Source organism: Ferdinandcohnia sp. QZ13 (genome assembly GCF_031324165.1).
GTDB lineage: Bacteria > Bacillota > Bacilli > Bacillales > Bacillaceae_L > Ferdinandcohnia.
In genome coordinates this window covers 1,489,095-1,514,423 of the sequence record NZ_JAVIVW010000001.1, presented here as the reverse complement: position 1 = coordinate 1,514,423, position 25,329 = coordinate 1,489,095, and the positions used below count along the sequence as shown (strand labels likewise).

At 38.4% G+C, this 25,329-nt stretch carries 23 protein-coding genes and 1 riboswitch; of the genes, 20 read left to right on the top strand and 3 right to left on the bottom strand.

Going from position 1 to position 25,329, the window contains the following annotated elements:
- The first annotated feature begins 52 nt into the window (after positions 1-52).
- Positions 53-154, top strand: a riboswitch (SAM riboswitch).
- Between the two features lie 87 nt (positions 155-241).
- The 4 genes from RGU12_RS07300 (at position 242) to RGU12_RS07285 (ending at position 4,428) form a co-directional block, all read left to right on the top strand.
- Entirely contained in the window at positions 242-994 is a 753-nt protein-coding gene (locus tag RGU12_RS07300; RefSeq protein ID WP_309535477.1) for a cyclase family protein, read from the top strand.
- 81 nt (positions 995-1,075) lie between these two features.
- The gene (locus RGU12_RS07295) at positions 1,076-2,179 is read left to right on the top strand and encodes a 5-methyltetrahydropteroyltriglutamate--homocysteine S-methyltransferase (protein WP_309535476.1); all 1,104 of its coding nucleotides are present in this window, start codon (positions 1,076-1,078) and stop codon (positions 2,177-2,179) included.
- A 130-nt stretch (positions 2,180-2,309) separates the two neighbouring features.
- Positions 2,310-3,074 (top strand): SDR family NAD(P)-dependent oxidoreductase, encoded by a 765-nt coding sequence (locus tag RGU12_RS07290; RefSeq protein WP_309535475.1) that lies wholly within the window; start codon positions 2,310-2,312, stop codon positions 3,072-3,074.
- Between the two features lie 22 nt (positions 3,075-3,096).
- The gene (locus RGU12_RS07285; protein WP_309535474.1) at positions 3,097-4,428 is read left to right on the top strand and encodes a Na+/H+ antiporter NhaC family protein; all 1,332 of its coding nucleotides are present in this window, start codon (positions 3,097-3,099) and stop codon (positions 4,426-4,428) included.
- A 127-nt stretch (positions 4,429-4,555) separates the two neighbouring features.
- Here RGU12_RS07285 and clpP read toward each other — a convergent pair whose 3' ends face one another.
- Positions 4,556-5,158: an ATP-dependent Clp endopeptidase proteolytic subunit ClpP gene (gene clpP / locus RGU12_RS07280; protein WP_309535473.1), complete on the bottom strand. Its 603-nt coding sequence runs from the start codon at positions 5,156-5,158 to the stop codon at positions 4,556-4,558.
- Positions 5,159-5,162: 4 nt separating this feature from the next.
- On the bottom strand, positions 5,163-5,873 hold the full coding sequence (locus RGU12_RS07275) for an RNA polymerase sigma factor (RefSeq protein WP_309535472.1): 711 nt from the start codon (positions 5,871-5,873) through the stop codon (positions 5,163-5,165).
- Positions 5,874-6,581: 708 nt separating this feature from the next.
- Here RGU12_RS07275 and RGU12_RS07270 point away from each other — a divergent pair.
- From RGU12_RS07270 to RGU12_RS07215, 12 genes are all read left to right on the top strand, one after another.
- On the top strand, positions 6,582-7,439 hold the full coding sequence (locus tag RGU12_RS07270) for a 3-hydroxyacyl-CoA dehydrogenase family protein (RefSeq protein ID WP_309535471.1): 858 nt from the start codon (positions 6,582-6,584) through the stop codon (positions 7,437-7,439).
- Between the two features lie 27 nt (positions 7,440-7,466).
- Entirely contained in the window at positions 7,467-8,243 is a 777-nt protein-coding gene (locus tag RGU12_RS07265) for an enoyl-CoA hydratase/isomerase family protein (RefSeq protein WP_309535470.1), read from the top strand.
- Between the two features lie 11 nt (positions 8,244-8,254).
- Positions 8,255-9,433 (top strand): acetyl-CoA C-acetyltransferase, encoded by a 1,179-nt coding sequence (locus RGU12_RS07260; protein ID WP_309535469.1) that lies wholly within the window; start codon positions 8,255-8,257, stop codon positions 9,431-9,433.
- Between the two features lie 64 nt (positions 9,434-9,497).
- Positions 9,498-11,081 carry an AMP-binding protein gene (locus RGU12_RS07255; RefSeq protein ID WP_309535468.1) on the top strand — a complete coding sequence of 528 codons (1,584 nt, stop codon included), beginning with the start codon at positions 9,498-9,500 and terminating at the stop codon, positions 11,079-11,081.
- Positions 11,078-12,265, top strand: a complete 1,188-nt coding sequence (locus RGU12_RS07250; RefSeq protein ID WP_309535467.1) for an ABC transporter substrate-binding protein — start codon at positions 11,078-11,080, stop codon at positions 12,263-12,265. Before RGU12_RS07255 ends, RGU12_RS07250 begins: the two co-directional genes overlap by 4 nt.
- A gap of 77 nt (positions 12,266-12,342) precedes the next feature.
- On the top strand, positions 12,343-13,215 hold the full coding sequence (locus RGU12_RS07245; RefSeq protein ID WP_309535466.1) for a branched-chain amino acid ABC transporter permease: 873 nt from the start codon (positions 12,343-12,345) through the stop codon (positions 13,213-13,215).
- 17 nt (positions 13,216-13,232) lie between these two features.
- The gene (locus RGU12_RS07240; protein ID WP_309535465.1) at positions 13,233-14,261 is read left to right on the top strand and encodes a branched-chain amino acid ABC transporter permease; all 1,029 of its coding nucleotides are present in this window, start codon (positions 13,233-13,235) and stop codon (positions 14,259-14,261) included.
- Positions 14,236-15,006 carry an ABC transporter ATP-binding protein gene (locus RGU12_RS07235; protein WP_309535464.1) on the top strand — a complete coding sequence of 257 codons (771 nt, stop codon included), beginning with the start codon at positions 14,236-14,238 and terminating at the stop codon, positions 15,004-15,006. Before RGU12_RS07240 ends, RGU12_RS07235 begins: the two co-directional genes overlap by 26 nt.
- On the top strand, positions 15,003-15,734 hold the full coding sequence (locus RGU12_RS07230; protein ID WP_309535463.1) for an ABC transporter ATP-binding protein: 732 nt from the start codon (positions 15,003-15,005) through the stop codon (positions 15,732-15,734). The genes RGU12_RS07235 and RGU12_RS07230 overlap by 4 nt, the downstream gene beginning before the upstream one ends.
- A gap of 13 nt (positions 15,735-15,747) precedes the next feature.
- Entirely contained in the window at positions 15,748-16,872 is a 1,125-nt protein-coding gene (locus RGU12_RS07225; RefSeq protein WP_309535462.1) for an acyl-CoA dehydrogenase family protein, read from the top strand.
- An 81-nt stretch (positions 16,873-16,953) separates the two neighbouring features.
- Positions 16,954-19,152: a helix-turn-helix domain-containing protein gene (locus tag RGU12_RS07220; protein ID WP_309535461.1), complete on the top strand. Its 2,199-nt coding sequence runs from the start codon at positions 16,954-16,956 to the stop codon at positions 19,150-19,152.
- A gap of 142 nt (positions 19,153-19,294) precedes the next feature.
- Positions 19,295-20,032: a pirin family protein gene (locus RGU12_RS07215; protein WP_309535460.1), complete on the top strand. Its 738-nt coding sequence runs from the start codon at positions 19,295-19,297 to the stop codon at positions 20,030-20,032.
- Positions 20,033-20,107: 75 nt separating this feature from the next.
- Here the strand turns inward: RGU12_RS07215 and RGU12_RS07210 are convergent, their stop codons facing one another.
- Positions 20,108-21,028: a DsbA family protein gene (locus tag RGU12_RS07210; RefSeq protein ID WP_309535459.1), complete on the bottom strand. Its 921-nt coding sequence runs from the start codon at positions 21,026-21,028 to the stop codon at positions 20,108-20,110.
- Between the two features lie 189 nt (positions 21,029-21,217).
- Between RGU12_RS07210 and RGU12_RS07205 the strand changes: the two genes are divergently transcribed.
- The 4 genes from RGU12_RS07205 to RGU12_RS07190 all read left to right on the top strand — a co-directional run bounded on the left by RGU12_RS07205 (position 21,218) and on the right by RGU12_RS07190 (position 25,232).
- Entirely contained in the window at positions 21,218-21,793 is a 576-nt protein-coding gene (locus RGU12_RS07205) for a TetR/AcrR family transcriptional regulator (RefSeq protein ID WP_309535458.1), read from the top strand.
- 70 nt (positions 21,794-21,863) lie between these two features.
- Entirely contained in the window at positions 21,864-22,088 is a 225-nt protein-coding gene (locus RGU12_RS07200; RefSeq protein WP_309535457.1) for a DUF378 domain-containing protein, read from the top strand.
- Positions 22,089-22,224: 136 nt separating this feature from the next.
- A complete protein-coding gene (locus tag RGU12_RS07195; protein ID WP_309535456.1) occupies positions 22,225-23,280 on the top strand; it encodes a C45 family autoproteolytic acyltransferase/hydrolase in 1,056 nt (351 codons plus the stop codon).
- Between the two features lie 155 nt (positions 23,281-23,435).
- Positions 23,436-25,232 carry a helix-turn-helix domain-containing protein gene (locus RGU12_RS07190; RefSeq protein ID WP_309535455.1) on the top strand — a complete coding sequence of 599 codons (1,797 nt, stop codon included), beginning with the start codon at positions 23,436-23,438 and terminating at the stop codon, positions 25,230-25,232.
- Positions 25,233-25,329: the final 97 nt, after the last annotated feature.

Here is a 25,329-nt window from a genome sequence, read left to right as displayed (position 1 = left end):
ATGAACTTTTTTTGGTCTAATGTTTAATACATAATTAAATATATTCGAAATTTTCTTATCCAGAGAGGTGGAGGGACTGGCCCTTTGAAGCCTCGGCAACAGACTAGGTAAAGTACTGTGCCAATTCCAGTAGCAAGAAGCTTGAAGATAAGAAGAGCGGCACTTTCATTTGTCTTTTCAACCCTCTTCTTATTTTCAAGAAGAGGGTTTTTGCATATCCATTATAAATTGAGGTGATTGTATGTCGACGGTAAGAACTGAAAATGAATTATTAAAGGCATTTGAGATCCTAAAAAGTAAAGAATGGGTTGATCTCACACATACGTTTGGTCCGGATTCTCCCCATTTCTCAGCTTTTAATGATGCTGAATTTAAAACACTTTTTACACATGAGGATGGCTTTTTTGCACAAAGTTTTACTTTTCCAGGACAGTACGGAACGCATATTGATGCACCCATTCATTTTGTTCCTAATCAACGTTATTTAGAGGAATTAGAGTTAAAGGAACTTGTTCTCCCCCTTGTTGTAATTGATAAGTCAAAGGAAGCAGAAGAGAATCATGATTTTAATTTAAGTGTTGATGACATCCTGAAGTTTGAAGAAGAACATGGGGAAATTGAAGCAGGTACCTTTGTTGCATTGAGAACGGACTGGAGCAAGCGCTGGCCAAACAAAGAGGCATTTGAAAATAAAGATTCTGATGGCAATAGTCACGCTCCAGGTTGGGGAATAGAGGCACTAAAGTTTTTATTTGAAGAAAGAAATATCAAAGCTGTTGGCCATGAAACGTTTGATACAGATGCAGCTATTGATTATAGGAAAAATGGTTCACTAATTGGTGAATATTATGTTCTTGAGCAAGATACATTTCAAATAGAATTATTAACTAACCTAGATAAGGTACCGGCAAAGGGGGCAGTAATATTTAATATTTGTCCTAAGCCGGAAAAAGGAACTGGGTTTCCGGTACGTTCATTTGCTATTTTGCCATAGGTGGACAGAGGGTTCTTTGAATAAGGAAACTGCCCGCGTCCCTAAGATAATGACAGATTAATAAAAGGAGAGAAAAATAAAATGACAACAACATTAGTAAAAGCACCATTCCGCGCAGATCATGTAGGAAGTTTATTACGTCCAGAAAGAATTCATCAGGCTAGAAAGGATTTTCAAGTAGGAACCATTACAGCACAGGAACTTCATGAAATTGAAACAGAAGAAATTAAAAAGAGTGTTGATAAACAAATCGAAATTGGCTTACAAGCCGTTACAGATGGGGAATATCGCCGCAGATTTTGGCATACAGATTTCTTAGAGCACTTAAACGGAGTAGAGGGCTATGTTCCGGAACATGGATTTAAATTCAAAGGGGAAGAAACAGAAGCCTATGACGTGCGTGTGATCGGGAAAATTTCATTTAACCCTGACCACCCACATGTGAAAGACTTTATTGAATTCAAGGAAATCGTGGGTGACCGTGCGATTGCAAAACAAACGATTCCAAGTCCAAATCAACTTTTCAACGCTGGGATTCGCAACAAGGAAATCTATCCGAACCTTGAAGAATACGCAAATGATATTATTCAAACTTATCGTGATGCAATTAAAGCATTTTACGAGGCTGGCTGCCGTTACCTACAGCTAGATGATGTGTACATAGCAGGCCTGAATGCACCGGAAATTCCTTTTAATGATAGTGGCTCTACTCGTGAAGAATTAATTGAATTAGCGTTAAAAGTAGCAAATGGCGTACTAGAAGGCAAGCCGGAAGATTTAACAATTACAACTCACCTTTGTCGTGGAAATTACCGCTCTAACTGGGCATTCGAAGGTAGCTATGCAAAAATTGCTCCTACTCTGTTTGCGAAAGAAAAAGTAGATGGCTTTTTCCTAGAGTACGATGACGATCGTTCTGGGGACTTCACTCCATTAGAGTATATCCCAAATGATGGTCCTCGCGTGGTTCTAGGTGTATTTACATCAAAGCGTGGAGAATTAGAATCGAAAGAAAATATCATCGCGCGCGTAAAAGAAGCATCACAATTTGTACCACTTGAAAACTTATGTATCAGCCCACAATGTGGTTTTGCATCCACTCACCATGGCAATATTTTAACGGAAGAAGAGCAGTGGGCAAAATTAAAGTATATCGTAGACATTTCAAAAGAGATTTGGGGATAAGGAACGAAGAATCCTCGACCAATTGATTGAAGGTGTAGGGACAGTGTACCTGTCCCTACATCCCTTTTTGAGAATAAAACCAAGTAATTATATTGGAATACTTTTAGATGCAAGTATGGGGGAATACAGAATGTATTGTATGGATTTAACAGGAAAAGTAGCGATTGTAACTGGTGGTGCTCAAGGAATCGGAAAGGCAATTGTGGACGCTTTTTTGGACTGTGGAGCAAAAGTAGCTGTAGTGGATAGGGAAATCAACTCGGAAAATCCCAATGATCAGATAGTTTACTTTCAGGCAGACGTTACAAAAAGTGAACAGGTTGAAAAAGCGGTTCAAGAGGTAGCAAAGCATTTTGGACGCTTAGATATTTTAGTGAATAACGCAGGAATTTCTAAAATGGATTATGCGATTGATATAAAAGAAGAAGACTGGGACCAAGTGATGGACGTTAACGCAAAAGGAGTATACCTGTTTAGTAAAGCTGTAGCAAGAACTCTGAAAGAACAAGGGCAAGGTGGAAAGATTATCAATATATCCTCGCAAGCGGGTAAAAATGGGTACCGCTTAATGGGTAGCTATGTTGCTTCCAAACATGCTGTTCTAGGTCTTACCAAAACAATGGCCATTGAATTGGCTCAGGATGGAATCAATGTGAACGCGGTTTGTCCTGGTATTGTAGAAACCGCCATGAAGCATAAAGAAAGAGTAATAGGCGGTGAATTAAGAGGACTTACGGCCGAGTTAATCAGGAAGGAGGACTATTCTCAGGTTCCGCTAGGCAGAACGGCAGAACCTCAAGATATCGCCAATGTGGTCGTATTTCTAGCCTCAACATACTCGGATTATATGACAGGTCAAGGGATTAATGTTACGGGTGGAATGACGATGCACTGATATATGAAAGGAAGTGTTAGAATTGACGGATGTTAAAAAAGGAAGCCTCTCTGCTTTGTTTCCATTACTCATTTTTGTTTTATTGTTTGTTGGAACAGGAGTTATTTCCGGCGATTTTTCAAATATGCCATTAAATGTTGCCATTATTATAAGTTCTGTTATTGCATTGGTGATGAATAGGAATGAAAAATTATCAACGAAAATTGATATTTTTACGAAAGGTGCTGGACACCCCAATATTATGCTAATGGTGGTTATCTTTATTTTAGCTGGGGCATTTGCTGAAACTGCCAAAGGCATGGGGGCTGTAGAGTCTACGGTGAATATGGGATTAACCTTCATACCTAGTAATTTATTAATGGTTGGGCTATTTATAGTGGGTTGTTTCATTTCCATATCAATGGGAACATCAATGGGAACGGTTGCTGCGCTTGCTCCAATTGGGATTGGTATTGCAGAGCAAACAGGAATACCAATGGCGTTAGCGATGGGAACAGTGATAGGTGGAGCAATGTTTGGCGACAACCTCTCAATGATTTCCGATACGACAATTGCAGCTGTTCGAACTCAACATACGAAAATGAGTGACAAATTTAAAACGAATTTTTTAATTGTTTTACCTGGAGTTATCGTTACTGCTATTATTCTTTGGTTCGTTACTTCTGGGAACAATGCCGATGCTTTGGGAAATTACTCCTTTGATTTTATTAAAGTAGTTCCATATGTTGCCGTCCTACTAGCAGCATTAATAGGGGTTAATGTACTAATTGTCTTATTAGGTGGGACCATTTTTGCAGGAATCGTAGGTGCTATTGATGGTTCGTATACAATGACCGGGTTTATTAAAGCTGTTTCCCAAGGCATCATAGGTATGGAGGATTTGGCGGTTGTTGCAGTATTAATTGGTGGGATGATTGGGATCATCCAGCATAATGGTGGTATACAATGGCTTCTAAATTTTGTAACGAGTAAAATTAAAACGAAAAAAGGTGCTGAGCTCGGAATTGCAGGTTTGGTTAGTGCAACAGATCTAGCTACTGCAAACAACACGATCTCTATTATTATTACGGGTCCGTTAGCTAAGAATATTGCGGATGAATATCAAATTGATCCACGAAAATCTGCAAGTATCCTTGATATATTTTCTAGTAGCTGGCAGGGACTTGTTCCCTATGGAGGTCAAATGCTTGTAGCATCAGGGTTAGCATCCATTTCACCAATTAGCATTCTTCCATATTCCTATTATCCAATCGCTCTATTCGTATGTGGGATTATTGCAATATTAATCGGGTTTCCAAGGTTCAACCATACTAAATCTAAAAACGAAAAAAGTAGTATAATTACTAAGTTTTAAGGGGAAAAGCGAAAACCATTTGAAATGGTTATTCGCTTTTTTAATTTATTTAAGGAAAATTTATTCGTGTAAAAAGGGGTGGTTTTCGCTACTTGCATTCCTTTCCGTTGCGAAAACAGAAAGACGGTTATTTAATTATTTCATCAATAATCCCGTATTCCTTTGCTTCTTCTGCACTCATATAATAGTCTCGATCGGTATCTTTTGCTACTTTCTCAACAGGTTGACCGGTACGTTCCGCAATGATTTGATTGGTATGTTCTCTGAGCTTCAAGATTCGTTTTGCGGAAATTTCAATCTCAGTTGCCTGGCCGCGCACCCCGCCTAAGGGTTGATGGATCATGATTTCACTATTTGGGAGCGCAAATCTTTTCCCTTTTGTTCCGGCTAGCAAAAGCATGGCACCAAAGGATGCAGCCATACCCGTACAAATGGTCCTAATATCTGGTTTGATATATTGCATCGTATCAAAAATGGCAAAACCAGCAGATGTTGAGCCTCCGGGACTGTTGATATAAAGAGAGATATCTTTTTCTGGATCATCCGCTGCTAAAAATAATAGTTGTGCAACTATACTATTAGCAACAGCATCATTTATTTCATCGCCAATCAAAATAATGCGATCTTTTAATAACCTCGAGTAAATATCATACGATCGTTCCCCACGACTGGATTGTTCAATTACATAAGGTATCGTACTCATATTGTTTTCCTCCTTATTCGCTTGCATCTTATTATGCAGCCATAGAGACAGCGCTTGAAGGAGATATGAAGAGACGTGATTTTTGCATAGTACAAGTCGGATTTGTATGTTTCGATAAAGAACGGATAGAAGGTAACGTCCTGATTAATATGGATGGATCTTGAGTGTTTAAAGATTCATGCAGTACTTTTTGAATTTGTTCTCGATCTTCCTCTGTCCAATATTGTTTGATAAGTGGAATTTCTTCTTTCTTCTCCATTTTCTGTTTTGCACGATAAATCGCGGCTTTAACGGCAGTTTCATTTGTATTTAATAGTTCAGCTATTTCAGATAGTTGAAACTGAAACCCTTCTTTTAAAACAAAGATAACAGCTTGCTTCGGTGTCAATTTATTAATAAGCTGTTGTACAGCCTCAAAGCGCTCTTCAATTGGTACGGACTCATCATATCCATCATCAGGAATATCATCAAGAGACTCTTTGCTTCGTTTTCGCACCGTGTCTATCCATTCATTTCGGGCAATTTTATTCAATAAGGCTGTAGAGATTGTAGGGTGGTGCCTATAATGCTTCCAAGCCTTAATCAAGGATTCCTGCACGAGATCTTCCCCATCCCAACTGTTTTGGGATATAAATTGGCAATATCGTCGAAGCATCGGATAGAGTTCTTGAAGCTGCTCCTCCGTAAAAAATTCCTGATGTTCTTTAATATCCTCTGATCCATTCCAAAGCTTACTATGCAAAACAATCACTCCTTCAGTGCGTCTCTACTTTATAAACGAATAAAAGGGTATGAAAAGATACGGGGTAAAAAAATTATTATTTATTTTTAGTATATGTATGATAAAAGTCTTGAACAAGTAACGATTAATTGATTTTGTAAATATTATCAAAGGCTCTTTTCTAAAAGATTGTTGCCATTGGATAAAACAAAACTATTGATTGAAGCGGAGGGTGGCGACTCCTCGAAAATGCTTTCGCATTTTCTTCGTGCGTGGGTTATTTCAAGGAAGAAATTCAAAGTCCAGCGGGAAAAGCGTGAGACTTGAGACCCCACAGGAGCGACCAGTAGAACGAAGCCTAAAAGCGCCACGTCCTGTGGCAACGGCTTCGTGACCTACATCGTGTAGGCCTGAGGGGCTCAAGCCACGCCCGCGGAAAGCGTCCACCTCCTCGAAAATGAATTTTCATTTTCTTCGTGCGGTGCAAATTCAAGGGAGAATTTTCAAAATGCAGCGGAAATCAATTGTGTCAAAAACAAGAAAGTTTGCGAAAACATCCTTATCAAAAGAGCCGTAGAAAAGCCTTCCTTTCCTCAAATTTACGAAATTGGTGTCTTTCGATTCCTCAAATTTCAGGTAAAAACTTTACAATAAAAACACTATAATTAATATGAAAATTGTAAAAATTATGATTTTTATATGAAAAATATACATAATGGAGGTTATACCATGGAACTTAACCAAATTGGTGTTATTGGTTCAGGAACGATGGGTGGTGCAATTGCCCATCAAGCTGCAATATGTGGATTTGATGTCGTACTCGTAGACGTCGACCAAAGATTCCTAGATCATGCACAAGCACGTATGGAAAAATTAATGGATAGATCAATTAGCAAAGGAAAACTAACCCAAGATGAAAAATCAGCGATTCTTTCAAGAATAAAACTAACAACCAACATGGCCGATGTGGGAGATTGTGAGGCTGTCATCGAAGCAATCATTGAAGATTTAGATGCGAAAAAGGAAATTTTTCAGCAATTAGATGAAATATTAAAACCGAGTGCATTAATTGCATCCAATACTTCATCAATGTCGATTACTGTACTTGCAAGTGCAACCAATAGACCTGAACAGGTTGCGGGGATGCATTTTTTCAACCCCCCACAGGTAATGAGATTAGTAGAAGTCATTAGGGGATACAAAACGAGTGATGAAACTGTAAGCGTATTCAAAGAGTTGGCAATCGCAATGAAAAAAGAGCCAATTGAAGTAAAGAAAGACGTACCAGGATTTATTGTAAATCGAATTATGATTCCTCAGTTTATCGAGGCTATCCGTTTAGTAGAAGAAGGAGTTGCTACACCAGAAGATATTGATAAAGCGGTTACCTTGGGGCTTAACTATCCAATGGGTCCATTCACACTACAAGATTATGCAGGAGTGGATATTGGCTTGCATGTGATGGATTATTTTTACGAGGAATTTAAAGATCAACGATTTGCAGCACCACTCACCCTACGTAATTTAGTTCGCGCAGGCCGTGTTGGAAAGAAAGCAGGAGCAGGCTGGTACGACTACAATTCTTAAAAAAAGAGAAAGGTTGTGCATAAAAAAATGGATACAATCCAATATCATACAAATGACCAACATATCGGAATCGTCTATTTAAATCGACCTCCATATAACCCGTTAAGTACACAAGTATATAAAGAATTATTCACTTTATTTGATGAACTTGAAAAAGATACAGAGGTTCGCGCCATCATTATTACTGGAAAAGGAGATCGCGCTTTTGCTGCAGGTGCTGATATTAATGAAATGGTCAACCTAGATAGTGTTGACATGATGGAAATGTCGAGAATATCTCGTCTTGCCTATGACAAAATTGCATCCATCTCGAAGCCGGTAATTGCCGCAGTAAACGGGCTTGCCCTAGGTGGCGGGTGTGAGTTAGCAATTGCATGTGATTTTCGAATTGGCTCCCCAACAACAAAGTTCGGATTACCTGAAATCAATTTAGGTATTATTCCTGGTGGTGGAGGGACGCAGCGCCTTCCACGTTTAATCGGTCAAGCTAAAGCAAAGGAATTACTCTATTTTGGCGAAATGATTGATGCAGAAAAAGCATTGGAAGTAGGATTGGTCAATAAAGTAGTTGAATCGGATAAAGTACTTGAAGAAGCAATTGCTTGGGCTGAAAAACTAGCACAAAAGCCACGGGTTGCAATGAAAATGTTAAAAAACTCTATCAACCGTGGGACAGAGGTAGATTTACAGTCGGGCTTGGATCTTGAAACGGCTTGTTTTGGGAATGCTTTTGCAAGTAAGGATCGTGTTGAAGGAATGAAGTCTTTTGTGGAAAAAAGAAAACCACAATTTGTTGGAAGGTAAGGTGAAGTACATTGAGTAAAGAAATTGTTGTCATTGATGGTGCACGTACTGCTTTTACAGAATTCGGGGGATCTTTTCGTGATGTATCAGCAATAGACCTTGCCGTGCATACAACAAAGGAAGCAATGCTTAGGTCATCTATCCAGCCGGAAGAAGTGGATCAGGTAGTAATCGGAAATGTGATTCAATCCAGTACTGACGCGATCTATATGGCAAGGCATGTCGGGTTAAAATCAGGAATTCCTGAACATGTGCCTGGATTAACCGTAAATCGACTTTGTGGTTCAGGCCTACAGGCCATCGTGAATGCCGCACAATCTATTAAACTAGGAGAATCTAATGTTAGTGTTGCGGGCGGGACAGAAAGTATGAGTCAGGTACCACATGTTGTTCGTGGTGCTAGATGGGGTTTACCGCTTGGAAAAGCACCGATGGAGGATTATTTGTGGGAAGCTCTCTATGACCCATATGGGAAATGCTCAATGGCGATTACAGCCGAAAACCTTGCAGAAAAATATGAGATATCAAGAGAACAAATTGATGAGTTCGCCTCACAAAGTCACAAGCGTGCATTAGCAGCACAAGAAAACGGGATTTTTGCAAAGGAAATTGTACCGATCACCGTGAAGGTAAGAAAAAGCGAGAAAATAATTAATCAAGATGAACATCCACGTGATACCCCAGTAGATGTTTTAAATAGATTACCAGCTAGATTTAAAGAAGATGGTGTAGTTACGGCTGGTAATGCTAGTGGTATTAATGATGGTGCGGCAACCATGGTTGTTACTTCTAGTGAGTATGCTCAAAAAAGAAATCTAAAACCATTAGCAAGATTGGTTTCATGGGGAATTGTTGGCGTTGATCCAAAGTACATGGGAATTGGACCTGCCCCAGCCATTCGCCAGGCATTAGAGCGAGCCAATTTGAAAGTAGAGGATTTAGATTTAATCGAAATCAATGAAGCCTTTGCTGCTCAATATCTTGCTTGTCAAAAAGAACTAGGTTTTGACCCTAGTATTGGGAATGTCAATGGTGGTGCGGTAGCATTAGGTCACCCTCTCGGAGCAAGTGGTGCTAGAATCAGTTTATCTCTCATTTACGAGCTTAAGAGAAGGAATAAAAAATACGGCGCATCTGCATTATGTATAGGCGGAGGTCAAGGAATCGCGGCGATTTGGGAAGTCTTGTAGATTTAATCAGTCGGGGCTTCAGCCCTGACTGATTAAGGAAATTTTAGTTATTGGGGTGAATTACTTGAAAAAAAAATTAAGCAAACTTAGTATTTCAAAGCTTTTGGAAAGCGTTTGCAAAAAGGATCCTCATCACGAAGTTTCATACGATGGTTACACACGGCTGTCCTATCAGGAATTATGGGATAAATCTCTTAATCTCGCAGCCTCACTACAAGAAATCGGCATAACAAAGGGAGATAAAGTTGCAGTATGTCTACCAAATTGGAATGAATTTGTCGTCATTTATATGGCTGTCTCTCATCTTGGAGGCGTCATCGTTCCTTTCAATACTCGTTACCGACAAGATGAAGTTGAGTACATTTTACGTAATTCTGAAGCTAAAATTGCCTTTTTTACCCAGGAATTTGGTGGAGTTAAGCATTATGAACAATTCTCGGTAGCAATTGAGCGTGTTGAAAATCTTGAAAGACTTATAACAGTTCGGTGCCTGAAAGATGGCCATATGAGTTATGAACAATTACTTGAAAGAGTTGACAATCATCCATTCTCCCCTGTCCCAATCGATTCTGAAATTGATATTTTCTGTATCTTATATACTTCAGGTTCTACAGGTGCACCAAAAGGGGCGATGCTTACCCATAGTAATTTCGTAAACACCGCAATCATTACTGCTGAAGAAATGAAGTGTACCGAAGATGATGTCTTTTATGTAGCTGTACCACTTTTTCACGTATTTGGTATGGTACCAAGCATCCTAAGTACGATTGCTGTAGGGGCTCGGATGGTGTTGGCAGAAAAATATAATGCCAAAGAAGCATTGGAAACCACACAAAATGAAAGAATCACGGTTAAGCATGGTGTACCAACGATGTTTATTTTAGAGCTGAATCATGCTGAATTCCAAAATTATGACCTGTCTTCCCTTCGAACTGGCATCATCGCCGCGGCCCCATGTCCAGTTGAAATTGTGAAGCGAATCCGTACAGATATGGGGTGTGATATCGTCGTTTGCTATGGATTAAGCGAGACGTCACCAACCCTTACAATGACAGCTTTTGATGATGACGACCAAATTCGTGCCGAAACAGTTGGAAAGGTACTTCCAGGTGCCGAAGTAAAAATTGTCAATGAATTTAAAGAAGATATTGGCCTTAATAAAGTTGGAGAAATTGCCTGTCGTGGTTTCGGAATCATGAAGGGCTACTACAATATGCCTGAAAAAACGAGGGAAGCACTAGATGAAGATGGCTGGTTTTATTCCGGTGACCTAGGCACATTAGACGAGCAAGGAAACCTAAGAATTGTTGGCCGTAAAAAAGAAATGATCATTCGAGGTGGATATAATATCTACCCAAGAGAAATAGAAGAAGTTTTCTATACACACCCGGATGTTATGGAAGTGGCAATAGTTGGACTGCCTGACACCGTTTTAGGTGAAATCTCTTGTGCTTGCGTAAAAATCAAGCCAAATACCTCACCAAGTGTCGAAGAACTTTTGGAGTTCGTAAGGCCAAAAGTCGCTGACTATAAAGTACCGGATAAATTACTGATCATGGATGAATTTCCAATGACAGCCAGCGGAAAAATTAGAAAAATATCACTTCAGGAACAATTAAAAGAAAAATTGGGGGCCGAATTACGATGAGGAAAAAATCTTGGGTATGGTCATTTCTTGTCATTTGTTTAAGTGTATTTCTTATTGCAGGATGTAGTGGTGGTTCACAACAAACAGATGGAAAAAACAGTGGAGGCGATTCTAAGGCGAGTGGTGAATCTTCAGCTACAATTAAAATCGGTGTCATCGTTGCAGATACTGGTCCGGCATCTGCGTTAGGTAAACCCGAAGCCGACGTTGCTAGATTACTAAATAAACAACTTAAAGACAAAGATTTTAATGGGAAAAAGGTAGAGCTTATCATAGAGGATTATGAAACAGACGACACAAATGCAGTTGTACTTTTGAAAAAAATGATATCAGAACATAATGTTGCGGCTGTTGTTGGTGGAACTCAAACAAGTACGAGTGTGGCACTTATGGGTGTGGCAGCAGAAAATAAAATTCCACTCGTTGCGTTAGGTGTACTGAATGATGATCAATTTAATGAATACACTGTTCAAGCGCCTCAAAGCAACAAAACAGTTCTTCAAAATGTTATTAATTATTTAAAAGATAACAATATTGATAGTGTTGCCTGGATCAATGCAAGAGATGGTTTCGGTCAGACTGGACTTCCCGTTTTTGAAGGAATGGCAAAAGAAAATGGTATTGATATTGTAGCAAAAGAAGACTTTGATGCTGAAGCTACTGATATGACTGTCCAGTTAACTAAAATCAAGCCTAAAAATCCAGGTGCCATCATTATTTGGTCACGCCCTCCAGGAGCCGGAATTATTGCGAAAAACTACTCACAGTTAGGCATTGATGTTCCAATGATCCAAAGCCATGCTGTAAGTAATCAAGGCTTTTTAGATCAAGTTGGAGCAGATGGGGTAGGAGTATTGGTTCTTGGAAGTAAATTAAATGTTCTTGATTCATTAGAAGACAACGAACAAACTCAGCTCTTTAAAGACTTTGCGGAACCATTTATGGCAGAGTACGATTATAACCCAGGTCCATTCGGCGGCTATGCGTATGATGGTATACAAATGGTGCTACAAGCGATAACCGAAGGTAATACGGATTCGGATTCCATTAAGAAATATTTAGAAACCATCTCTTATAAAGGTGTTACAGGAACGTATAATCTATCACCAGATAATCGTAATGGTGTTGAAGGTGATGGTATGGCCATCCTTAAGGTTGGAGAGAACGGCTGGGAATTAGAATAGTTTCATCGATAAATAATTGAAGCATGTATGATGTGAGTCATGCATGCTTTCCAGTTTTTCGATAAAGGAGGGTTACAATGGATGCTGTTATTCAATATTTGATTACAGGCTTAACAACTGGAAGTATCTATGCATTAATCGCGATAGGGTTCGTTACAATTTACAATGTGACAGGCATAATTAACTTCGCGCAAGGTGAATTCGCGATGCTTGGCGCGATGTTTTGCATCACTTTTTCAAGTCTTGGGTTACCAATATATGTCGCTATTTTACTAGCCGTGTTATGTACTGCATTGATTGGATTTGGTGTGGAGAAACTCGCAATCGCACCAACGAAAAATGCAAGTTTTATCAACTTAATAATCATTACAGTAGGTATATCCATGGTTCTTAAAGCAATTGGATTATTTGCCTGGGGGACCTATCCTAAGTCTCTTCCTGCTTTTTCAGCCAATAACCCGATTCAAATTATGGGAGCTGTATTAATGCCACAGAGCATTTGGGTCCTATGTACTCTATTTTTCTTACTCGCACTTCTTTATTTCTTCTTTGAAAAAACAATTATAGGATCTGCGTTAAAAGCATGTGTTGTAAATCCAGTAGCTGCTAGGCTAATGGGCATCAATACCTCATCCATGTCTACATTGGCATTCGTTTTAAGTGCAGCTGTAGGAGCTATTGCTGGGATTGTGATTGCGCCTGTAACAGGTGCAACCTATGATATGGGATTAATGCTTGGATTAAAAGGCTTTATGGCCATGATTATCGGAGGAATGACGAAGGTTCCTGCTGTAGTAGTTGCTGGCTTTTTAATTGGAATCATTGAATCTTTTTCAGCGGGATATATTTCCACTTCATACAGCGATGCGATAAGTTTTGGAATTCTATTAATTGTTTTATTTGTTGCACCGAATGGAATTATGTCAAAAGTTATTGGGAATCGCGTGTGAGGAGAGGGGGATTGAACATGTTGTATCCTAGTCGAACGAAACCACTGATTGTCATGCTTATCACGATAATCGTTCTTCCATTATTATTCAATAATTCTTATATGCTAAGTCTATTTATCCTAATTGGAATTTATAGCATGGTCACAATTGGATTAAGCCTTCTTATGGGGTATGCAGGCCAAATATCACTTGGGCATGCTGCTTTTTTTGGATTAGGTGCTTATTTTACAGGAGTATTAACGACAGGTTATCAAATGTCTTCATGGCTCGCCCTCATTGTTGGGGTACTAGTAACCGCCCTTCTAGCCTTTATAATCGGGATTCCTATATTAAAATTGAAAGAGCACTTTTTAGCATTCGCAACTATTGGTGTCAATGTCATTGTATTTATTTTATTACTAGGACTTACCGACATTACCAAAGGTGCTGCCGGCCTATCAGGAATTCCAAAATTAAATCTGTTTGGGTTTGTTTTACAGCAAGAGTTAAGCTTCTATTATTTTATTTGGGGAATTGTCTTTTTAATCGTAATACTTTCCCTTAATATAGTACATTCACATGTTGGAAGGGTATTAAGAGGCATTCATGATAGTGAGATTGCAACAAGGTCTTTAGGAATTAATGTTGCAAAGTTTAAACTTCATATTTTTGTATTAAGTGCAATTTTTGCCGCAGTTGCAGGAAGTATGTACGCACATTTTATGAACTTTATTACTCCTTCTACCTTTCACATTTTAGTCTCGATTCAATTTTTAGTAATGGTAGTAGTAGGTGGATCACAATCAATTTGGGGAGCAATAGCAGGCGCCTTTTTAATGACGATGCTTGGTGAATGGGTGAAGGATTACCTACCACTGCTATTCGATGTAAGTGGAGAAGTAGAAATCATTGTGTATGGTCTCGTCTTAATCCTTGTCGTTATGTTTATGCCAAAAGGAATTATCCCAACAGGCGCCATTCTTTATGAACGGATCAAAGATAAAGTTCGTCCGGGAACAAGAAAGGAGGATATTGTCGTAAATGAAAACAACCATCCTGCAGATTAATCATTTAACCAAACGATTTGGGGGAATTGTGGCAGTAAACGATGTCTCCTTCACAATGAATCAAGGAGAAATACTAGCCGTTATTGGTCCGAATGGTGCTGGGAAGACAACGTTATTTAATATGATCTCCTCCGTTCTACCAAGCACTAGTGGTGACGTTTGGTTTATGGGGGAAAAGCTAAATGGGACACCGGTTCATAGTTTAGCTCCTAAAGGGATTACTCGTACGTTTCAAAACCTTCAAATTTTTGATAATATGACCGTTCTTGAGAATGTCATGCTCGGTGTTCATCCACAAATGAAAACGAATGTTTTTCTTGCTGCATTTAGAACCAAGGCAGTAGAAAAGGATGATAAAATGGCAAAACTTCTTGCTGAAGAAGCTTTGGAAAAGGTAGGAATCCTTGATCAAGCAAACCAAATTGCAGGAAACCTACCATATGGACTCCAGAAGCTTTTAGAAATTGCACGTGCAATCGTTTCGAAACCAAAGATTGTTTTACTTGATGAGCCAATGGCTGGGCTTAATGATGGAGAAGCTGCAAAGGTTGCAAATATCCTACTTGATATGAAACAAGAAGGCTATTCATTTCTATTTGTGGAACATGATATGAATACAGTCATGAAGATAGCAGATAAGATTGTTGTAATCGACTTTGGAAACAAGATTGCAGAAGGGACACCAGATGAAATCAAGAAAAATCCAAAGGTGATTGCTGCATATTTAGGGGAGGAAGTTCTATGACACTCCGCACAACAAATCTTACAACTTATCATGGAAGGGTTAAAGGAATCGATGGAATTAATCTAGTTGTGAATCCTGGTGAAATCATTTCGATCATCGGAGCGAATGGAGCAGGAAAAAGCACATTGCTTGGAACGATTTCTGGTATTTACAATCCAACAGAAGGTGAAGTCTTTTATAATGAAACATCGATAACTAAAGTAAAGTCACATAAAGTAGTTGAACAAGGAATATCTCTCGTGCCTGAAGGGCGTCAAATCTTTTCAAATTTAACAGTTAAGGAAAATCTAATTCTAGGAATGTATTTCAAATACGGGAAGGAAAAACAATTAGTTGCAAAAAAAATAGACAGAATGATGGAGATGTTTCCCGGTTTACAAAAGCATATGAATAGTGTTGCAGGAACATTGAGTGGAGGAGAGCAACAGATGCTAGCCATTGCCAGGGCATTGATGTCTGATCCCAAAGTGATCCTACTAGATGAGCCATCGATGGGGCTTGCCCCGTTAATAGTAAAAGAGATCCTTGATATTATGAAACAAATAAGAGATGAGTTCGGGGCAATGGTTATCTTAGTTGAGCAAAATGTGAAAGCAGCCCTTAGTGTTGCTGATCGTGCTTATGTCATGGATCGTGGCAAATTTGTGCTTGAGGGCAGGGCAGATGAACTCATCCAAAATCCATTAGTTCAATCCACATATTTAGGATATACGGAAAATGTAGTTTAGGAGGGTGATAAAAGTGAGCTTTATCGTAACAGACGAACAGCAAACAATAAGAAGCTTTGCACGTGACATTGCAAAGAATGAAATTACACCTTTTGCAAGGCAATATGATGAGGAAGAAGAATTTCCCCAGAAGATTATTAATAAGCTACATGAGGTCGGCTTATCAAACCTAGCAATACCAGAAGAATATGGAGGACCCGGCATCGACAAGCTTTCTCATTCTCTCATTATTGAGGAAATAGCGAAGGCTTGCGCAAGTGTTGCAACAAGTATTGAGGCGAACTCTCTTTCTGCATATCCAATCCTTGTTGGCGGGAGTGAAGAGCTTAAGAAAAAATATCTCCCCCAACTGACAAGAGAAGGAAAGCTAGCTTCGTTTGCTCTCACCGAACCAGGAGCTGGTAGTGATGTTAGTTCATTGAAAACAACAGCCATTAGAAGTGGTGACGAGTATATTTTAAACGGGGAAAAATGCTTTATTACAAACGCAAGCTATGCAGACTTTTTTGTTGTGTTAGCCAATGTAAAAGAAAGTGGGTTCACTGCCTTCGTTGTTGAGCGAGAATCAGATGGGCTGCAAGTTGGTGTTAAGGAGAAAAAGCTAGGCTTACGTGCCTCAAATACAGCATCTGTCATTTTTGAAGATGTTCGAGTCCCTTCTTTGAATCGAATCGGTGAGGAGGGGGCAGGGTTAAAAATCTTTCTACAAGGACTTATGAATGCTAGACCTATGGTAGGCGCACAGGCTGTAGGAATCGCCCAAGCTGCCTATGAGGATGCGCTTGCTTACTCAAAAGAAAGAACCCAATTTGGAAAACCGATATCCAATCTTCAGGCAATCCAATTCATGCTTGCCGATATGGCAATGAATATTGAAGCTGCAAGACTCCTTGTTCATCAAGCCGTTCATTTATTACAATCGAATACACCATCCATCAAGCATGCAGCCTTTGCCAAATGCTTTGCATCTGATACGGCGATGAAGGTAGCAACCGATGCCGTGCAAATCTTTGGAGGCTATGGATTTATTCGTGATTATCCGGTAGAGAAGTATTTTAGAGACGCAAAAATCATGCAAATTTATGAAGGAACCAATCAAATACAACGAGTTGTAATAGCCAAAGAAATCCTTAAATAATGTTTTTATGTATGGTGAAGAAGGAATTTAAAGCATAGAGTGGAATTAATATAGAAAACAGGGTATAAGGTGGCGATATATTTGGAATTAACTCAAAAACGAGAGAAGTTAATGAAAAAAATAGATAATCATTTACGTACGATGGCACGCCACCTTGTTACATTTGACACAATAGAAGAGACACTAGATTACTTATTAGAAGGATTTTATAAGGAATATGCATGTGATTTAGTAGGAGTTGTCCTTTATGAAAAAGGAAGACTCGTCCCAAAGGTTTGGAAGGGAGAACAGTTCACAATCGATCAAACACTCCACTTAGATGTCAGGGACTGCTCTCCAAAACTCCTGAAAAACGCAATTTGGTGGCAAAAGGATAAACGTGAAGAAACGAACTGTGCTTTTCATGCTGCCATTAAGAATGAAAATCTATCAACATGGTTTACAGTCCCCCTACATAATCTTAACGAGAGCTTTGGACTTTGCGTAATAGGCTTCCGTGAATTTATTCCCTTAATTATTGAAGCAGAGCAAATATTTACAGAGTTTGGGCATGATGTTGCATCGTCGTTGATCCTTGCTAGAGAAAAGGAAAGTCAAAAAAGAAAAATGAAGGGGATTGAGTGGATTAAAGAAAATATCCTCCCGAACTCTTCAATTGAGCATATCATCGAAAAGGTCGTCGAACGAGCCTGTAAAGGAACACAAGCAAGTGGTGCTTGTGTTTACTTATATGATGAGGAGAATACTTGCTTCGATCTCCACACTCCGTGGTATGGGGCAGTTGGACATCCCAATAAAATAAAAATTAACTCAAATAAATCATTAGATTCTTATTTTCCTTTTGTGGATGTATCGGGAGGATCTGAATTAACGGTTCCCTTACTTGTAAATTTAAAGGCAATTGGAGTTATTTATGTCACTTCGGGTGGGCAAGGCAATTTTACAGAAGAAGATCTGGAGTTTCTGAAATTTGTTTCGGACTTCGTTTCAATGCAGATTGAAAACGCAAGACTTTATAAGTTTGAATATGAAAGTAAAAATAGTCTTGAAACCATTTTAGAACATCAACAGGAATTAGTGAAAAAGACAGTAAAGGGTGCGGATTTGGTTGAGATTACAAATACTATCAGCGCCATGATTGATAGTACCGTATTTTTATATGACAGGTTTATGAATCTGATTACCTCGAAGGTAAAAGGGGAAGAAAGGCATCTTCAAAACGAATACCAACAAGAAATTAAGCGGATGAAAAACGAAATTACAAAGCTTCGTGCCGAGGATTTGACAATTACAGTGAATGACACAGACTTGCATGTACTCCCCATTCTGCAGGGAAATCAGGCTCTGGGGTATATGATCGTTAGTCTATACCAGAAAAAAATGCACCGTCTCATTCGCTTAACGATTGACTATGTTTTAAATGTGTACGCAATTGAATTTATTAAACAAAAACTTGTTCTGGATACAAAAGAACAAATTCAGGAAGGTTTCATCAATCAATTGTTCACTGAGACGATTGAAAATCCAGAGAAAATTATACAATATGCGACACTAACCAATTGGGATATACTTGAACCCCATACAGTTGTAGTATTCTCCTACTTAACAGAAGATGATGATAATATCGTGCTGATTGAAGCTAAAAAATCAAGAGTTTGGGAACAAATAAAGTCGGAATTATCCTTTCATTATAAGAACATCATTTTTAGCCGTAAGGGTGATGATTTTATCATCATTGTTCAAACACCGAACGAGCAAAACTTTTGGCAACGACTCTATGCAAGTATGTCTGAAGTTACAAATAAAGTAGAACCTACGCTCAATCTTTATGTTGGAATTGGCGGCAATATATCAAAACTAGAAGACTACTACGATAGCTATATGAAAGCCTCAAAAGCAAAGAATGTCATTATAAACCGCAATCCGAATGGTGGCTATGCCATATATGATAACCTTGGGGCCTATACCATTTTAAGTAATACAAGTGATGCGCAATCAGCCAGATTATTTATCAAGAAAAACCTAGGCACATTAATACAGTATTCAGAAAAAAATAATGTTGATCTATTCGGGACATTAAAGGCTTTTCTACTTCATAATGGAAACGTAAGAGAAGCCTCTAATGCATTATTTATTCACCGAAGCACGCTCGAATATCGGATTGATCGCATCGCAGAGCTATTAAATGTTGATTTAAACGATGCAGATGTACGTTTTGAGCTCTTAATGGCTTATAAACTATACAATCTCTTTGACTTCACTTCTTCTGAACTAATGTAAGTATTTTTGGATTTTTTTGATTGAAAATTGACATATAGTGCTAAGGATTCAATAACATAATGTATTTAAAAACTATTGATACGTAGATTGTTATTTTATCCAAGTGTTATAGTATAAAAAACAAAACAAAAGGTGGCCAACCATGTTACAAAAACTTTCTACACAAAAGCACTGGCAACCATACAAGGGACCATTTACAATCACACGAATACAGCCGGGTGATATTTTAGAGGAGAATGAAGATTTTGCATTCGGTCCATTAAGTATTATCGACCATGCTGTGATGAAAAAAGGATTAACGATAAAGATGCATGAGCATGTAAACGATGAGATTCTGAGTTATGTATGGCATGGTAAGATGCATCACAAGGATTCAGCAGGTTTAGAAGCACCGATTACGCCAGGTCACTTAATGATGATGAACGCGGGTCAAAGCTTTTGGCATGAGGAAAAAGTGAAAAATGATCAAGTCGAGATGCTCCAAATTTTTGTTCGACCTCATGCAACCAATCTTGAACCAACTATTCAATTTCATGAAAAGCCAATTCGAAATCGGAACTGGTATCTGATGGTAGGACCTGAAGGAAGTCAGGCGCCACTGAAAGTTAGACAAGAAGTCTATATTCTTGATGCACATCCCAAGCAAGGAGATCAATTAGATGTCCCTGTTTATCAAGGGTTGCAACCATTCTTATATGTCCTGGATGGTGAGTTAACTGTTGGGGACGTTCAGATTCAAAAAATGGAAGCTGTTACGGATATAGAAGCGCCATTACCTCCTATAACAGCAGTAGCGGATACAACTGTTGTTTTATTCTTTGCTGACATGAATGCACCAGTGTCGATGGAGGGAACCATTAGTGGGAAAAGGGCATATTAGTGGAACGCGGGGACAGGTCCCGCGTTCCAACATTCTAATAAGATTGAGGGACAGTGTACCTGTCCCTGTCCCATTCTATTTTTTCACAAAGTATTTTTCACCAAGAAGTTCTTTTTCGTCAAAAGTATCTGTTTTTAATTGCTCATCTACAAAAGCCTGAAGTTCAGATGGTTCTAAGTCGTACATAACTTCAATTTCTTTAGCAAAAAGAAGTTCCTTTTCAAGTAACTTAGATAACGCAGGTTGCTGCTTTGCTTGTGGTTCTTCTTCACCTATCATTTTAGATAGTCCAGATACATAGTAGTCCAATGATCGGCTACCCACAATTTTAACGCCTTTATTTTCTTCGTTTACCATAATAATGGTTGGAAAGCCTCTAGCGCCAAGTTTTGCTGCGAGAGCGAAGTCTTCGTTTAATAATTGTTGACCAACTTCAGATTCTGCTTCATTTACGATTGCTTCTCCGTCTAGTCCTAAGCTATTTACATTTTCAATCATCACGGATTTTTCTGCGATGTTCTTATTAAAAGCGAATAGCTCCTCTCTAGCATGGCGTAAATATTCATTTGCCTTGTCATCACCATGATTTTTTTGAATCACCTTGTATACTCGAGATGGTGGGAAGGAAGATTGAACAGGATTGTCAATCATTAACGAGCCATCAATTGGCATACGTGAATATTCGCCAACTTCTCTCCAGTGCCCAGCTACGTCCGCAGGTCCAAAGATCCCATTTGCTGGATCAACCGGTCCACCATGCCATTTCTCAAGTAAACCACCTAAAACAGTGTGGAAATTGAAATAATGTCCATATTGTTCTTTGAACCGGCGGAAAGTAGGTTCAAGTGCCCAGCAATGTGAGCAGATTGGGTCAGTTACATAGTAAAGATCGATTGTCTTTGTTGGTTCGTTCAAATCAATTATCTCCATTTCTTCATCTCCTGCTACTCCACATACACCTGTTTCTAAATCACACATTAAATTGTTGTTTGTCATTTAAAATCCCTCACTTTTTATTTTTTTGTGCTGGGACAGGAGCCTTTCCCTTCGTCCCATAAGCATTCTGTTTGCTTTGTACTTTCATTTTAGTGGATAATGGGAATCATACATACCAATAGATTAGTTGATATGTTGGATATCCAACACATTTGCGAAATTGTTGAAAAAGTAGGAGGGACGAGCGAAATGACAGAAGAAAAAACTGACCCCCGAGTACTGCGAACACGAAAACTTATTATGGATTCTTTTATTGAACTTTCCAGTAAAAAAGAATTCAAGGACATTACGATTAAAGACATTACGACCGAAGCAATGATCAATCGGGCCACATTTTATTATCACTTTGAAGATATTTATGATCTGCTCGATAAAGTTTTATCCGAGGTTTTGTTAATCAATTTGGATAGCGGGTCCTTCCAACAAAGCGCATTAAATGAAGAAACTTTTATTGGCATCTTTAAAGCAATCACGAACTTTCAGCTTTCCTTATCAAATCGATGCCATCGAGGGTATGAGGATACAATTGCCCGAATTATTCGGGACCAGCTTGAAGTTATTTTTTATAAAATGTTAAAAGAACAGCATCCTACAGATGATGAAAGCTCTCTAAAAATAACGGCTATCATGCTGAGTTGGGGAATGTACGGGGCTTCCGCCGAATGGAGAAGAAATCCGGATTCGATTAGTCCGGAGGAAATGATAAAATCAGCCATTCCTTTTATAAAAAATGGAATTAATTTTGGGATAAAGGAACAAATCTGACCTCTTGCATGTATATTTTAAATTTTAATTGTAAAACCTAAAATTACTAAATATAAGAGGAGCGATAATAATGAGTGGATTACAACGTTTTGCGCTTGCTTTAGTAATTATTGGGGCAATTAATTGGGGGCTTATCGGATTCTTTCAATTTGATCTGGTAGCCGCAATCTTTGGAGGTCAGGATTCAATCTTGTCCAGGATTATTTATAGTTTAGTGGGCTTAAGTGGTTTATACTGCCTAAGTCTTCTATTCAAGCCTGATCGAGAAGTTGTTCCTGAAACAAGCAGAACATAAAAAGCATTTCCAAGAATAGACCAAGCCTTATGGTTTGGTCTATTTTACGTTAAGAGAGATAAATGAGAAAATATCTATGGTACATAAATGGCATTGAAGGGACAGGAACCTGTCACTAAGTCCCGAGGAGGATTTTATGAAGAGGATATTTGCTGATGTGATTCAGTTTCGGGGAAGTCATTATGATTTTGGTCATATGCAGGGAACGCTTCTGAAGGATTCTTTTTTGGTGAAGAATCGGGAGCAGCAATGGAAGGTAAGGAGACCTTTATTTCGAATCGATCCTGATGAGACGAAAAAGGTATTTGAACGTTTGGCTCCGTTTATGTGGGATGAGTTTTTGGGGCTACAGGATGCTTTGGGATGGTCGATGGAAAAGGTGTTGATGGAATTTGGAGGGTATAGGGTTAACGTTAAGCCTTCAGGGTGTTCGATTTTAGTCGGCGAAAATTTCATGATCCGGAATTATGATTATCATCCAAAGACCTATGATGGGCGCCTTGTTGTTTTTCAACCGTCAGACGGAGGGAATGCAACCCTAGTTTTAACTCAAAAGATTACCGGACGATCGGATGGAATGAACGCTAAGGGGTTATCGATGGGATATACCTTTATGAACCGAAAGCGCCCGGGGAACGGATTCATTTGTCATATGATTGGAAGACTAATTCTCGAATTATGCACAAATGTTGAGGAAGCTGTTCAGTTGTTGAAGGACATTCCACATCGGGGTTCTTTTAGCTATGTTTTATTTGATGCAAGTTGTGAGATGCCTTTTATCGTGGAAACTTCGCCAAGAAGAGTCGAGGTAAGGCAAGGATACACCTGCACCAATCATTTTAAAATCTTAACCGAAGAAAATCGTCGCGTCCTTGATGATTCGAATAAAAGACTGCAGGCGATTGAAGAAAAAATGCATCTAAATGGGCTTGAGGCGTTTCGACTGCTAAATGATACAGATAAAGGCGTTTTTTCTAAGCTCTATGGGAGCTGGGCAGGAACCATTCATACATCTGCCTATTTTCCTGATAAGCTAGAAGCTTGGTGTGCGCTTGGCGGAGATCAGGATCCTACTATTTTTAACTTTGGTGAATGGGTAAATGGGACTGACTTCCCGATTGCAAAAATCGAAGGGGAAGTGGACACGGATATCCCATTTGTAAATATGGAAAAGGCGGATTGGTTTAAATGAGGGTTAGAGCGAGAACCTACCCTCTGTACTAACCAATAGCATCTTGACAAGTTTTTAGAATTATGTTTATATTAATAATTAACATAATTTTTAAATGACGCCTCGTACATATTTTTTAGGCAGAAAAATAAATGCCGGAGGTGGTTTTTTATTCAATGAAAAATAGCTCTCTAAATGAAAATCAGATTGAATTACTTCAAAAAGGAATCGAAAGCCTTCACAGTATACAAGAATGGAAGCCATTAACTGAAGCCATAGTGTTGGAGGGAATCAAATTAGTTGGTGGTGGACAGGGGATCTTCTTTGTTTTTGATCAAAGTTTAAAACAATTAATCCCTCAATCAAGTCAGAATCTGGAGAAATCGGAGAAAAAAGAACTAATTGAACGAACACAACACAAATTTCAGCAAATTGAGCTTCAAACTCAAAGATACTTACATGAAGATGCTACCTATTTTTTCCCCCTTACTAGACAAAAGGCTTTTACCGGAGTCTTAGTCATTATTCCACAACAAGAAGAGGAACTATCAGAGAAACAGATAAATATTGTCAATTTCTTTATGCAATCAGTTCCAATTATCCTTGAAAACTCTCGCCTATTTTTGATTATGCAAAGGAAATCAGAAAGTCTCAACTTTATGACTCAATTACAAAGACTTGTTAACCAATATTCTTTTCAAGAAATTTTGGCGGAAATTGTTCAAAAGGTGGGAGAACTTTTGAATTCAGAAATGGCAGGTATCATGTTGTATGATCCTATCCATAATGAATTGAGATTGCAAAAACCAGCTTTTGGATCATGGCAAGATACAATAATTGAACAGTACCGTGTTACTTTAACCGAAAAAAGCAATGCACGAGATGTCTTTTTAACAGGAATTCCGTATATCACATCTGATGCACAGTCAGATGAACGTTTTAACCAAAATTACGTGAAACTATTTAAAGCTACATCTATCATTACCGTACCTTTGTTGGTCGATAACAACAGAATTGGGATTCTTCATGCCATCAATAAAAATGACGGATATTTTACACAAGATGATTTACATTTACTCATGGATCTTTCTGAGCAATTAGGACTTACGATTAATGCAGCTCTTGAGATGTCTCATACAAAAACTGCTAACAATAAACGTTTAGAAATTGAAAGATACCTTATTCATCAGCTTTTTGATTGTTTACTTTTTAGTAATAGGGAAAAAGTAGATGAAGCCTACAGCATCCTGAAAACTTTAGAAATTACCTTAAAACCTCGGATTTCTATTTTGCGAATTGGTGTTTATGATAATGGCGAGTGGTTCAACTTAAATTCTAAAAATGTACCTAAAGGAATTCGCTTGAAAATGGAAGAATTATTTGGGACTCCATGTATGATCTACAAGGATGGAGCGATGATTGCTCTTGTTTCACATGACTCAGAAAGTGAGATTCTGAATTTAAGCTACAAGCTTCATGATATGTTACATAAAAAAATGAATGAATATGCTAAGAATCAAAAACTAGAGACTTTCATTGGAGTGGGTGAATCTGTTGGGACAATCGAATTAATCGACCATTCCTATCAACAAGCAAGTCAAATTTTAAATGCTCTTCCTAAAATTAGACATCTTGGGAATGTTGGTTATTATCCAGCGTGTGGAAGCTGGACATTACTTTCGAGTATGATCCTGTTTGATGAAACAAACGTAAGCGCATACACAAATCTATACTTAAAAAAAATAAATCAATTGAAAAACTCTAGAGAAATTAAAGAAACTTTAGAGGTCTATTTAAAGCATAATGGTCAAATTAAGAAAGCTGCAGAGGAATTATTTGTCCATCAAAATACATTGAAGTACCGAATCGAAAAAATAACGGATATGACTGGGTTTGATTTAGGGGATTCTGAAGTAAGACTTAGTCTATCTTTAGCATTACGGTTAGAGCATTTAATGTATAGTAAGGTATAGAAAAATGACTATTTTAAAAATGGTCATTTTTTTTGTTACTAAAAGACAAAGTTTAGAAAAAAAAGTTTGTTATTTTTGTAGATAAACAACGTGGTTA